This is a genomic window from Mammaliicoccus sp. D-M19 (genome assembly GCF_022386695.1).
Lineage (GTDB): Bacteria > Bacillota > Bacilli > Staphylococcales > Staphylococcaceae > Mammaliicoccus > Mammaliicoccus sciuri.
The window spans coordinates 231,539-244,958 of record NZ_JAJNHW010000002.1; the positions used below are offsets into that span (position 1 = coordinate 231,539).

Sequence of the window (13,420 nt, forward strand, 5' to 3'; positions counted from 1 at the left end):
AATGTCACAAAAAGTATTGGTAGTAGACGATGAGCAATCTATCGTTACATTGCTTAAATATAATATAGAACAAGCTGGTTACCAAGTAATTGTAGCTTATGATGGAGTTCAAGCGTTAGAGAAAGTAAATGAAGAGAAACCAGATTTAGTAGTATTAGATGTAATGTTACCTGAGAAAGATGGAATTGAAGTTTGTAAAACGATTCGATCAGATAAAAACCAAGTTCCAATTCTTATGCTTACAGCTAAAGACGATGAATTTGATAGAGTGTTAGGTCTAGAATTAGGTGCAGATGATTATATGACTAAACCATTTTCACCTCGTGAAGTTGTAGCACGTGTTAAAGCTATATTAAGACGTGTTGGGCAAGTTGAAAATAAAAACTTAGAAGAAGATGAAGATATTATTTTAGGTGCAATTAGAATTAGACCTGACTTCTTTGAAGTGTACAGAAATGATGAATTATTAGAATTGACACCAAAAGAATTCGAACTTTTACTTTACCTTATTGAAAGACAAGGTCGTGTGATAACTAGAGAACATATGTTGAATTCTGTTTGGAATTATGAATTTGCTGGAGACTCTAGAATAGTAGACGTGCACATTAGTCATTTGAGGGATAAACTTGAAGAAAACCCTAAGCAACCTCAATTCATTAAAACGGTGAGAGGTTTAGGCTATAAGTTAGAAAGACCAAAGAATAATGATTAAGTTCTATAATAAATTACTAATTATACTTACAACGGTTACTGTTGTAAGTTTTCTTATATTAGGGTTTTTCCTTCATAATTCTAGTTACGATTTAATTTCTAAACAACAGCAAAAATTATTAAAGACTGAATCCAAAAAAGTATACGATATTGCAAAAAATAATCCAGAAAATATTAAAGATATTTTGAGTGTGTTTGATCAAGATATTTTACTGCAAAAAGATGGACGTGTGTTATATCGATCAAGTGAAAAAGATACAAATATATTTAATCAAAATAAAAAGCAAGCTATATCTGATGCAAAGGCCTTTGATGAATATTTTGCAGTAGATAAGTCAGAATCTGAAGTGATGTATGCAAGAACATATGGTGATTATATAGTTGTCATTGCTAAACATACAGATACGATAGAGATTATTCAAAAAGATATTTGGAAATATTTATTATTAGTCTTATGTTTTACATTACCTTTAATCTATTTTGTCGTTCGATATATTAACACTTCTTATATACATCCTATTAAAGAAGTGACATATGCTACTAAATTATTGGCTTCTGGAAAATATCGTGTTAGAGTGCCAGAAAGTAATGTGAAAGAAACGAAAGAACTTTTTGTTAATACGAATGAACTTGCTAGAACATTAGATAATTTAAATAATGAACAGAAATTGCAACGTAATCGATTGGAAACGACTTTAGAAAATATTCCAAGTGCAATATTAATGTTAGATAGAGAAGGTGTTATTGTAATAGCGAATAAGACGTATCATGACTTGTTTGACAGAAATAGTCATGCTGAAGGGCAGTTATTTAAAGAAGTAATGCCTAATGTTGAGATCATACAGATGATGAACGAAGCTTTAAAATTAGAAAAACCTATGTTTGAACAAATTGAAATGTATATCAATGATGTTCATAATAAGTTTTTTGAAGTATCTGCAATTCCAGTATTATCTCGAAAAAAACGAAATCTATTAGGTTTAGTTGTCGTTATGCATGATATAACGAAGTTGAAGAAATTAGAACATATGAGAAAAGATTTTGTGGCAAATGTATCTCATGAATTAAGAACACCAATCACATCGATAAAAGGATTTGCAGAAACATTATTAGATGGTGCAAAAAATAATCCTGAATCGTTAGATATGTTCCTAAATATCATGTTAGAAGAATCTAATCGAATTCAATCACTTGTTCAAGATTTACTCGAGTTATCAAAAATCGAACAAAATAGCGAGATACCGAAAGAACAAATATCATTAACAGAAATTGGCGAACATTCGATTAACACAGTATCAAATGTTGCTTCTAAAAAAGACATTCACATTACAAATCATATCGATAAAGAAGTATATGGATACGGAGATAAAGATAAATTAACACAAGTATTGATTAATTTATTAACGAACGCCATTAGTTATTCACCGAAATCTAGTGAAGTTATTATAACGATTAAAGAAGTAGATGATGGTCAAATCATTTCTGTGAAAGATAATGGTATAGGTATATCTAAAGATGAACAAAAACGAATTTTTGAAAGATTTTATCGTGTTGATAAAGCGCGTAGTAGAGATTCAGGAGGAACAGGACTTGGTTTATCCATTACTAAACATATTGTAGAAGCACATAATGGGCAAATCAAAGTAGAATCAGAAGTTGGAAAGGGATCTAACTTTATTGTAAAACTCTTTAATAAGTAATCTTTATATAATCTTTACAATTTATTCATATTGAATTAATCATGACGAGATAGAATAAATATAGACCCCTTCATTTTGATGATTATGCGAAATACATTGTGTATTTCGCTTTTTTTTTGTGAAAAATTAAATATCGGTTTAACTATTTATATCATTACACTATGATAACGTTTTATTTATGCGAAACAATCTTATTATATAGTGAGATATGATAAAATATAATCAATATAAAGATGGAGGTATCTTATCGTGGAAAAATTGGTACTGATTGATGGTAATAGTTTATCATTTAGGGCATTTTTTGCTTTGCCTTTATTAACAAATAAAGCTGGCGTTTATACGAATGCTATATATGGTTTTACAATGATTTTAGATAAAATAATCAAAGAAGAAGAGCCAACTCATTTTATGGTTGCTTTTGATGCTGGAAAAACAACTTTCAGAAATAATATGTACAGTGAATATAAAGGTGGTCGTGAGAAGACGCCGGATGAATTAAGAAGCCAATTACCATATATCCGACAACTTGTGGAAAGTTATCATATTAAACATTATGAATTAGAAAATTATGAAGCAGATGATATTATCGGTACATTATCTCGTGAAGCGGATGAGAAAAATATTAAGACAATTATTATTACGGGTGACCGAGATTTAACTCAGTTAGCAAGTGAAAATGTAACGATTTATTATACTAAAAAAGGTGTAACAGATATTGATCATTACACACCTGAATTTATCGCTGAAAAATATGACGGTTTAGTACCTAACCAAATTATTGATATGAAAGGGCTTATGGGTGATAAGTCAGATAATATACCAGGTGTGCCTGGAATTGGTGAAAAGACAGCAATTAAATTACTGAAACAGTTTGAAACTGTAGAAGGTGTATATGAAAACATTGATGAGTTAAAGAAATCAAAAATGAAAGAAAAATTAATAGATAACGAAGACAATGCCAAGTTAAGTAAAGAGCTTGCTACAATTAATCGTGAGTCTCCTATTGAAGTTACAATAGATGAGTTGAAACTTACAGATCAAAGTAATGACGAGAAAATAAAGTTATTTAAGACATTAGAATTCAAACAATTGCTTGATCAAATGGATGCAAGTGCTGAAGCAACAGATGACCGTGAGATTGAATACTCAACTCATATTGATGACTTTGATTTTGATAGTGTGACTGAAGCGGCTATTCATTTTGAAACGAACGAAGCAAACTATTTAAAAGCAGATATACTTGGATTTGCTATTCATGCAAATGACGAAACATATGTTGTTTCTCCTGATGTTTTAAAAGAGCATAAAAAATTACAACAATGGCTTGAAAATGATCAAGTAACGTTTGCAACATATGACGCTAAAAAGACGATTATATTATGTAAAAGGTTAGGTATCGAAATAAATGGTATTCAGTTCGATACAATGTTAGCGAGTTATATTTTAGATCCTTCTAGAACGATTGATGATGTATACTCAGTCGTATCAGAATTTGGCATTTATTATGTACCGAATGATGAAAGTATATATGGCAAAGGTAAAAAGTTGCACGTCCCTGAACAAGATATGCTTTTTGAAAGTATCGCTAAAAAGGTAACGGCAGTTTATGAAACAAAAGATAAAATGATTCAATTACTAGATGAAAAAGATCAATTAAGTCTACACGATGACTTGGAATTACCGTTAGCACGTGTATTAGCTGAAATGGAATATATCGGCATAACGGTTGATAAAGATACTTTAGTTGAAATGCAAGAAGATTTGAAAGTACGTATCGATAAATTGATTGAACAAATTCATCATCATGCTGGTTCGGAATTCAATATTAATTCACCAAAGCAGTTAGGTGTCGTATTATTTGAAGATTTAAAACTACCAATTATTAAAAAGACAAAGACAGGTTATTCAACTGCAGTTGATGTGTTAGAACAATTGCGTAATGAACATCCAATTATTGAAGATATATTAGTCTATAGACAGCTAGCTAAACTTCAGTCTACTTATATTGAAGGATTACAAAAAATGATTACGTCTGAAGGGAAGATTCATACGAGATTTAATCAAACATTAGCTCAAACGGGTCGTTTGAGTTCAGTTGATCCTAATTTACAAAATATACCTATAAGATTAGAAGAAGGTAGAAAAATTAGAAAAGCATTTAGACCAAGTAAAGAGAATCACGTAATATTTGCTGCTGACTATTCTCAAATTGAATTACGTGTATTAGCAGATATTACAGGCGACGAACATATGAAAGAGGCATTTACTGCTAATGAAGATATCCATACGACAACTGCAATGCGTGTGTTTAATGTGAGTAAAGATGAAGTAACGTCAAATATGAGAAGACAAGCAAAAGCAGTTAACTTTGGTATTGTATATGGTATTAGCGACTATGGTTTAAGTCAAAGTTTAGGTATTACAAGAAAAGCTGCCAAACAATTTATTGATGATTACTTAGATAGTTTCCCTAAAGTAAAAGAATACATGGATACAATCGTACAAGATGCTAAACAAAAAGGTTATGTAGAAACGCTACTTCACAGAAGAAGATATACACCAGACATAACAAATCGTAACTTTAATTTAAGAAGTTTTGCTGAGAGAACAGCTATGAATACACCAATTCAAGGTAGTGCAGCGGATATTATTAAATTAGCAATGGTACAATTTGCGAATAAGATGAAAGATAAAGATTTTAAAGCTAAATTATTATTACAAGTACACGATGAATTAATATTTGAAGTTCCAGAAGATGAATTAGAAGCATTCCAACCGTTTGTAGAAGATATTATGGATAATGCACTCGAGTTATCTGTGCCATTAAGTGTAGAATCTAGTTCAGGACAAACTTGGTATGATGCTAAATAATAAAAGGAAAGAAGATCATATATGCCAGAGTTACCAGAAGTAGAAAGTGTTAAAAAAGTGATAGAACCTAAAATTGTCGGTGCCACAATACAAAAAGTAACTTTTTCAGAAAAAGTTGAATTGGGCAAATCGACAGGTAAAGAAACAATTATTAAAGGTAGTTCTTTAGCTTTATTCAAAGAACGTACTGAGCATTACAAGATTATAAGTGTATATCGTAGAAGTAAATATATTTTTATGGAAATAGATAACGGTGAAAATAGCAATGTTATTATGTGTCACTTTGGTATGACGGGGGCATTCTTTACAGTTCCAGAATTAAGTCATATTGAAGTTGATAACCATAGGAAGCATTGGCACGTGATATTTGAATTAGATAACGGATTACAGCTTATTTACACAGATATTAGAAGGTTCGGTGAATTAAGAGCATTAGAAGATTTAAGTGAATATCCTTCAGTCTTAAAGATTGCACCAGAACCGTTTGTTGAAGAAGCTTACCAACATTACTTAAATAAAGTAATGTCAAATAAATTTATAAATAAACCAATTAAAGTCGCGATATTGGACCATACAGTTATTTCAGGTTGCGGTAACATTTATGCTTGTGAAGCTTTGCTAAGAGCAGGTGTTCTTCCAATGAGACCAGTGAAAGACTTAACTTCAAAAGAGTGTAAAGTGGTCTTTGATGAAGTGGTTAACGTGTTACAAGAGGGTATCGATAACGGTGGTTCAAGTATATCTGATTACTACAATGCAGATGGTGAAAAAGGGACAATGCAAGAAAAGCATAGAATATATGGTAAAAAAGTGTGCGGCCAATGTGGTGGGCAAGTATTACAAAAAGTCATTGCCACAAGAAACACGCACTATTGTCCAAATTGTCAAAAGTAGGTGTAAAAATGGCGAAAGTAATAGGTTTAACTGGAGGTATTGCAACTGGAAAGTCTACAGTATCTCATATTTTAAAAGATAAAGGATTTTGTATAGTAGATGCCGATGTAGCTAGTCGAAAAGCAGTCGAAAAAGGAAGCGTTGGTCTACAACAAGTTAAAGAAGTATTTGGAGAAGAAGCAATTATAGATGGTGAAATGAATAGACAATATGTTGGATCTATCGTATTCAAAGATCCAACAATGCGAGAAAAACTAAACAATATTATTCATCCGATAGTAAGAACAATAATGGATAAAGAAAAAGAAGAGGCATTAAGTAATGGTAAAAATGTCATAATGGATATTCCGTTATTGTTTGAGAACAAACTGCAAAATACAGTCGATGAAACTTGGTTAGTTTATACAAATCAAGAAACTCAAATATTACGTCTTAAAGAACGTAATCAGTTAAGTGATGAAGAAGCAGAAGCAAGAATTCAATCACAAATACCAATAGATGAAAAGAAATCATTAGCTGATTGTATTATTGATAACAATGGAACTTTAGACGACTTACGTCATAATATTAATGATTTGCTTAAAAGTAAGGCATTAAATCTTTAAAATTAAATAAGCTTGATATGAAAGTGGATGGATAGCATTTGTTATTCATCTACTTTTTTAATTTATTTAAGAAAAAGATAATAGAAAACGTTTTCAACAAACTTTTAATGTGATATACTAATTGCAATAAATAGTATATCACATTAAAAGGAGTTCTCGACTATGAAGAAAAATATCGCAATTAATGGTTTAGGAAGAATTGGAAGAATGGTCTTAAGAGGTGCACTTAAATCAAATGATTTAAATATTGTGGCTATTAATGCTTCATATCCACCAGAAACAATTGCTCATTTAATTAAGTATGATTCTACACATGGCAAATTAGATGGAGAAATTAAAGCAGTTGAAGATGGCATCATCATTGATGGTCATAAAATTTTACTTGTATCTGAAAGAGATCCTAAATTATTACCGTGGGGAACTTTAGGAATTGATATTGTTATAGAAGCAACTGGTAAATTTAATCATGGAGATAAAGCTATTGCACATATTGACGCTGGCGCTAAGAAAGTTATTTTAACAGGACCATCTAAAGGTGGCCATGTTCAAACAATTGTTAGAGGTGTAAATGATGATGCACTTGATTTAAATGATTATGATATTGTTTCAAATGCATCTTGTACAACGAATTGTTTAAGCCCGGTAGCCAAAGTTTTAAATGACACATTTGGAATCGAAAATGGTTTAATGACAACTGTACATGCATTTACAAATGACCAAAAGAACTTAGACAATCCTCATAAAGATTTGAGAAGAGCACGTTCTTGTACGGATAGTATCATTCCAACTTCAACAGGTGCAGCAAAAGCATTGTCACTTGTACTCCCTGAATTAGAAGGGAAAATGCATGGAATGGCATTAAGAGTTCCAACTTCTAATGTTTCACTTGTTGATTTAGTTGTAGATTTAAAACAAAATGTAACAGTTGAAGAAGTAAATGCAGCATTACGTCAAGCTAGTAATGGACCATTAAAAGGGATAATGGATATTAATGATGAACCACTTGTTTCAATTGATTTCAAAACGAATCCACATTCAGCAATCGTTGACGAACAATCTACAATGGTCATTGCAGATAATAAAGTGAAAGTACTCGCTTGGTATGACAATGAATGGGGCTACTCAATGAGAGTTGTTGAACTTGCAGAACAAATTGCTCAAATACTTTCAGAAGTGAGAGAACAAAAAATTTCATAAGTGATATAAGTTACATTTAAAACGTAATGTGGTAAATTAAATACCGCATTACGTTTTTTATTGAATAATAATACTGTTAAGTATCTATAAGTGCATTTTGAAAAGTAGTGAGCGTTTAAAAAAATAACAAACTACTGTATAATCAACCTATGTAATAAGTATATGAGGGGTGAAACGAATGAGATGTCCAAACTGTAAATATGAAAATTCTAAAGTTGTAGATTCTAGACACGCGGATGATTTAGTGGCAATTAGAAGACGAAGAGAATGTGAATCATGTGGATTTCGTTTCACAACTTTTGAAAGGGTAGAGCTCACACCTTTAATCGTCGTAAAAAAAGACGGCGCAAGACAAACATTTAATAGAGATAAAATATTAAACGGTTTAGTACGTTCTTGTGAAAAAAGACCAGTTGCTTATCAAAAATTAGAAGAAATCACAAATCAAGTTGAAAAGGAATTAAGATCTGAAGGTAATACAGAAGTATCTTCAAATGATATCGGTGAAAAAGTTATGGAACATTTAATGGATGTCGATCAAGTATCTTATGTAAGATTTGCGTCAGTATATAGAGAATTTAAAGATGTCGATCAATTATTAAAGTCTATGCAAGGCATATTGAAAGACCGAAAGTAAGGTGAGTATTAATGGCGGAATATTTTAGTGGTATCAAGCCAAGTGATGGCTTCTATGTTAAATCGAATTATAATTATACACATGTACATCAAGATATATTAGTTAGTTTATATACGCCATTAATTGGAACTGATGCAATTGGTGTTTATTTATATTTATCGCAGTTTAATTATCATCATGAAGCAGAAGCGTATAATCATTATACAATTATGAATGATTTAAGAATTAATCTGTCTAGCTTTAGAGATGCTTTAGACTTGTTAGAAGGTATCGGCTTACTTAAGACATATTTTAAAACGAATCAAGAAGCACAATCATTTATTTATCAATTAGAGCAACCTGCTACAGCAGAGCAATTCTTTAATGATCCTTTATTATCTGTATTTTTATATCAACAAATTGGTAAGGCGAGATATATTAGGTTAAAAAATAGATATAAAGATGACAGTGTGACAACAGAAGGCTTTCATGAAGTAACAAAGAGCTTTACTGATGTCTTTAAAGTGCCAAAGTTGACGAATGTTGAACAACAAGATGATATCAATATTCGACCCGAATATAAAAGTAAAGGCCTCGATTTGTCAGACGTTCAATTTGATTTTGAAATGTTAGAATTATTATTGAGTAATCATTTTATTTCTAAAGAAATTTTAAGTAAACAGACAAAAGAAGTAATCATACAAATTGCTACTTTATATGGTATTACACCGGTTGAAATGAAGTCTATTATCTTAAAATCCATTACAGAAAACCAAACGATTTCATTACAAGATTTAAGAAAACATGCACGTACAATCTATCAAATAGAACATGAAGGTGAACTGCCAACATTAGATTTAAAAAAAGAAAAACCTAAAACAAATATACATTCTGAAAACGGTGAAGTGAACTCTTTGTTGTCTTGGTTTGAACTGTTGGATACGACAAGTCCAATAGAAGTGTTATCATCATTTACGCAGTCTGAACCGACAATTGCACAAAAGAGAACTGTTGAAGATATTATTACACGCGAAAAATTACCATACGGTGTTATTAACATCTTGTTAGAGTATGTAATGTTTAAAAATAATATGCAATTACCGAAATCGTATATTGAAGAAATTGCTTCGAATTGGAAGAAACTTAAATTATCCTCAGCTGAAGAAGCCTATCATTATGTTAAAAATCTTGATAAACAAAAAGCTGAGAAGAAAAAAGAACGTAAAAATAATGCAAATAACCCTTATAAATTAAAATCAATTGAAAAAACACCAGAATGGTTATTAAAACAAAAATCTTCTGAATCAACTAAAGAAGAAATACAAAATGATCATGAATCTGATGCTGCGTTTGAAAAAAGAAAACAAGCGCTTCAAAAAGAAATGGAAGCTTTTTGGAAAGAAGGTGATCAATAATGGAACCACTTGGACAACATTTAAAACAAAATAAAGATTTTCAAAAACGATTAGAAAAAATTAAAAAAGATACATTGTCTCATAAAGAGGTAAAGGCATTTTTAGAAGAACATCAATCTGAATTAACGAACGAAATGATTGATAGAGATTTAGATCAATTACAAGCGTATAAAGATCAATCGAAATGTTGTGAGAAATGTGGTAGTTATGGCACTTGTATCAACTTTGTGAAAGGTCATGTACCTGAACTATACATTGAGAATGACCATATCAAAACGAGATACTTACCTTGTCCGAACAAAATCGAATACGATGAACAAAGGTTTGAATCAAGTTTAGTTACATCATTCCAAATGCCAGAAGAAACGTTGAAAGCGACAATTAAAGATATATACATCGAAAATGAGTCTCGTATGCAAATCATTAAGAAAGCTATGGATATTTGTAATAAAATTGTAGCAGGTGAAGAAGTTAAAGGGCTATATATACATGGTCCATTCGGAACGGGTAAATCGTATATATTAGGTGCAATTTCGAATCAGTTAAAAGTTAAAAAGCAACCTTCAACGATTATATATTTACCTGAATTTATTAGAGTGCTTAAAAATGGATTTAATGATGGATCGTTCAGTAGTCGATTTGAAGCGGCACGTGAAGCTAAAGTGTTGATGCTAGATGATATCGGTGCTGAAGAACTGACGCCATGGGTTCGTGATGAAATATTGGGTCCATTATTGCATTATAGAATGGTCCATAAATTACCGACATTCTTTAGTTCGAATTTTAACTTTGATGAATTAGAATTCCATTTGAGCAAAACACGACAAGGTGCAGAGATTACAAAAGCTAGTCGAATTATGGAACGCATCAAAACAATCTCTGAACCATATGAATTAGATGGTAAAAACTATCGCGCTTAATTTTAGCTTGATATTTTACAGTAGAGTTGTATAATTGAATTATCGTAAATGAATATACAAATTTAGAGGACATGACGTCTATAAAGCATTCACAGAGAGTCTCATTGAGCTGAAATTGAGATAATGCAATATAAATAGTTACTCCCTCAATACATGATGTGTTAATCCACATTCGGCTCAAGACCGTTATCTTATGTAGAGTTATCGTACTTATACGTTAAGTGCGTTAATGAGGGTGGTACCGCGAGAGATTTCGTCCCTTTGGATGAGGTCTCTTTTTTGTGTTCTTTAATAAAAAAGAGGAGGAAGTCGTTATGAGTGAGATAAATATTAAGTTTCCGGATGGTAATGTGAAAGGGTTTGAACAAGGCACAACTACTGAAGAAATCGCACAATCCATTAGTCCAGGTTTAAGAAAGAAAGCTGTAGCAGGTAAATTTAATGGACAATTAGTAGATTTAACAAGACCTTTAGAAAATGATGGGGAAATTGAAATTGTTACACCTGGAAGCGATGAAGCTTTGGAAGTGTTAAGACATTCAACTGCACATTTAATGGCACAAGCTTTACAAAGGTTATATGGTGATGTGAAGTTTGGCGTAGGTCCTGTAATCGAAGGTGGGTTCTACTACGATGTAGATACAGAACATAAAATTTCTAGTGACGACTTTGAAACAATCGAAAAAGAAATGAAACAAATTGTGAATGAAAACTTTAAAATTGAACGTAAAGTTGTAAGTCGAGATGAAGCGAAAGCATTCTTTAAAAATGATGAATATAAATTAGAATTAATTGATGCTATTCCTGAAGATGAAAATGTAACACTTTATTCTCAAGGTGAATTTACAGATTTATGTCGCGGTGTACATGTGCCTTCAACTTCAAAAATTAAAGAATTCAAATTATTATCTACTGCAGGTGCTTATTGGAGAGGTGACTCAAACAATAAGATGTTGCAACGTATTTATGGAACAGCATTCTTTGATAAAAAAGACTTAAAAGCATACTTGAAAGTATTAGAAGAAAGAAAAGAACGTGATCACCGTAAAATCGGTAGAGAATTAGAATTATTTACAACTAATCAAGATGTAGGTGCTGGCTTACCTTTATGGTTACCAAATGGCGCAACTATTAGACGTGAATTAGAACGTTATATTGTAGATAAAGAAGTCGCTATGGGTTATGACCACGTTTATACACCAATTATGGCTAATGTAGAATTCTATAAGAAATCTGGACATTGGGATCACTATCACGAAGATATGTTCCCTACAATGGATTTAGGCAATGAAGAACTTGTGCTTAGACCTATGAACTGTCCACATCACATGATGATTTATAAAAATAGTCGTCATTCATATAGAGAGTTACCAATTCGTATAGCAGAATTAGGTATGATGCATAGATATGAAGCAAGTGGTGCAGTATCTGGATTACAACGTGTAAGAGGTATGACTTTAAATGACGCACATATCTTTGTTCGTCCAGACCAAATTAAAGAAGAATTTAAACGCGTTGTTAATATGATTCTTGATGTGTATAAAGATTTCGGATTCGAGGACTATACATTCAGATTAAGTTATCGTGATCCTGAAGATAAAGAAAAATACTTCGATGATGACGAAATGTGGAATAAAGCGCAAGCAGTTCTTAAAGAAGTAATCGATGAAATGGCATTACCATATGAAGAAGCAATCGGTGAAGCGGCATTCTATGGTCCTAAATTAGACGTTCAAGTTAAAACAGCAATGGGTAAAGAAGAAACTTTATCTACTGCACAATTAGACTTCTTATTACCACAAAAATTTGATTTAACTTACATTGGTAATGATGGTGAAGAACATCGTCCAGTTGTTATTCATAGGGGCGTTATTTCTACAATGGAAAGATTTACTGCATTCTTAATAGAAGAAACTAAAGGTGCATTCCCACTTTGGTTAGCACCAAGACAAGTGGAAATTATACCTGTAAATGTTGACTTACATTACGATTATGCAAGAGCATTAAATGATGAATTGAAATCTCAAGGTGTACGTGTTCATATTGATGACCGTAACGAGAAAATGGGATATAAAATTCGTGAAGCTCAAATGCAAAAAATACCGTACCAAATCGTTGTTGGTGATAAAGAAGTTGAAAACCAAGAAGTAAATGTACGTCAATACGGATCAAAAGATTCAAAAACAGTTGAAAAAGACGAGTTTATCTGGAATATTGTGGATGAAATTCGACTAAAAAAGTAATAGCCTATTGAAATTTCTGGAATCATCGGGTATAGTTTTAATAGTGAAATTTAATTAAATATTCCTCAGTAATGAGTTAGAGGTTGCGATGCTCAAGAGTAATTATTCAGAAGCGTAATGGCGCGTATGTTGAAATAACGAAAGGGTGCATCGCCGAAACAAATCATATCCATAATATGATTTGTTGGGCCAGTGTTTAATAGATACTGGACTGTCACACTAAGTGATGTGCTACCAATTTGTATGGA

Annotated in this window: 10 protein-coding genes and 1 riboswitch; all 10 genes read left to right on the forward strand. The window is 31.6% G+C overall.

Annotated elements, in window-relative coordinates:
- The first annotated feature begins 1 nt into the window (after position 1).
- A complete protein-coding gene (locus LQ675_RS06690) occupies positions 2-712 on the forward strand; it encodes a response regulator transcription factor (protein WP_048539611.1) in 711 nt (236 codons plus the stop codon).
- On the forward strand, positions 705-2,411 hold the full coding sequence (gene pnpS / locus LQ675_RS06695) for a two-component system histidine kinase PnpS (RefSeq protein ID WP_239727264.1): 1,707 nt from the start codon (positions 705-707) through the stop codon (positions 2,409-2,411). The genes LQ675_RS06690 and pnpS overlap by 8 nt, the downstream gene beginning before the upstream one ends.
- Positions 2,412-2,660: 249 nt before the next feature.
- The gene (polA, locus tag LQ675_RS06700) at positions 2,661-5,282 is read left to right on the forward strand and encodes a DNA polymerase I (protein WP_107602430.1); all 2,622 of its coding nucleotides are present in this window, start codon (positions 2,661-2,663) and stop codon (positions 5,280-5,282) included.
- Between the two features lie 21 nt (positions 5,283-5,303).
- Positions 5,304-6,176, forward strand: coding sequence for a DNA-formamidopyrimidine glycosylase (gene mutM / locus LQ675_RS06705; RefSeq protein ID WP_078355895.1), 873 nt, complete (start codon positions 5,304-5,306; stop codon positions 6,174-6,176).
- A gap of 8 nt (positions 6,177-6,184) precedes the next feature.
- The gene (gene coaE, locus LQ675_RS06710; protein WP_239727266.1) at positions 6,185-6,781 is read left to right on the forward strand and encodes a dephospho-CoA kinase; all 597 of its coding nucleotides are present in this window, start codon (positions 6,185-6,187) and stop codon (positions 6,779-6,781) included.
- A 162-nt stretch (positions 6,782-6,943) separates the two neighbouring features.
- On the forward strand, positions 6,944-7,978 hold the full coding sequence (locus LQ675_RS06715) for a glyceraldehyde-3-phosphate dehydrogenase (protein ID WP_058611694.1): 1,035 nt from the start codon (positions 6,944-6,946) through the stop codon (positions 7,976-7,978).
- A 178-nt stretch (positions 7,979-8,156) separates the two neighbouring features.
- Positions 8,157-8,615, forward strand: coding sequence for a transcriptional regulator NrdR (gene nrdR / locus LQ675_RS06720; RefSeq protein WP_025904300.1), 459 nt, complete (start codon positions 8,157-8,159; stop codon positions 8,613-8,615).
- An 11-nt stretch (positions 8,616-8,626) separates the two neighbouring features.
- The gene (locus LQ675_RS06725; RefSeq protein WP_075578018.1) at positions 8,627-10,009 is read left to right on the forward strand and encodes a replicative helicase loading/DNA remodeling protein DnaB; all 1,383 of its coding nucleotides are present in this window, start codon (positions 8,627-8,629) and stop codon (positions 10,007-10,009) included.
- A complete protein-coding gene (dnaI, locus tag LQ675_RS06730) occupies positions 10,009-10,929 on the forward strand; it encodes a primosomal protein DnaI (protein ID WP_048539618.1) in 921 nt (306 codons plus the stop codon). The genes LQ675_RS06725 and dnaI overlap by 1 nt, the downstream gene beginning before the upstream one ends.
- Positions 10,930-11,243: 314 nt before the next feature.
- A complete protein-coding gene (gene thrS, locus LQ675_RS06735) occupies positions 11,244-13,172 on the forward strand; it encodes a threonine--tRNA ligase (RefSeq protein ID WP_048539619.1) in 1,929 nt (642 codons plus the stop codon).
- A 69-nt stretch (positions 13,173-13,241) separates the two neighbouring features.
- Positions 13,242-13,414: riboswitch (Lysine riboswitch) on the forward strand.
- Positions 13,415-13,420: the final 6 nt, after the last annotated feature.

Bases quoted from the DNA above. Each gene is read 5' to 3' on its own strand.
- LQ675_RS06690 (WP_048539611.1), top strand. From the start codon at position 2: ATGTCACAAAAAGTATTGGTAGTAGACGATGAGCAATCTATCGTTACA.
- pnpS (WP_239727264.1), top strand. From the start codon at position 705: ATGATTAAGTTCTATAATAAATTACTAATTATACTTACAACGGTTACT.
- mutM (WP_078355895.1), top strand. From the start codon at position 5,304: ATGCCAGAGTTACCAGAAGTAGAAAGTGTTAAAAAAGTGATAGAACCT.
- coaE (WP_239727266.1), top strand. From the start codon at position 6,185: ATGGCGAAAGTAATAGGTTTAACTGGAGGTATTGCAACTGGAAAGTCT.
- LQ675_RS06715 (WP_058611694.1), top strand. From the start codon at position 6,944: ATGAAGAAAAATATCGCAATTAATGGTTTAGGAAGAATTGGAAGAATG.
- nrdR (WP_025904300.1), top strand. From the start codon at position 8,157: ATGAGATGTCCAAACTGTAAATATGAAAATTCTAAAGTTGTAGATTCT.
- LQ675_RS06725 (WP_075578018.1), top strand. From the start codon at position 8,627: ATGGCGGAATATTTTAGTGGTATCAAGCCAAGTGATGGCTTCTATGTT.
- dnaI (WP_048539618.1), top strand. From the start codon at position 10,009: ATGGAACCACTTGGACAACATTTAAAACAAAATAAAGATTTTCAAAAA.
- thrS (WP_048539619.1), top strand. From the start codon at position 11,244: ATGAGTGAGATAAATATTAAGTTTCCGGATGGTAATGTGAAAGGGTTT.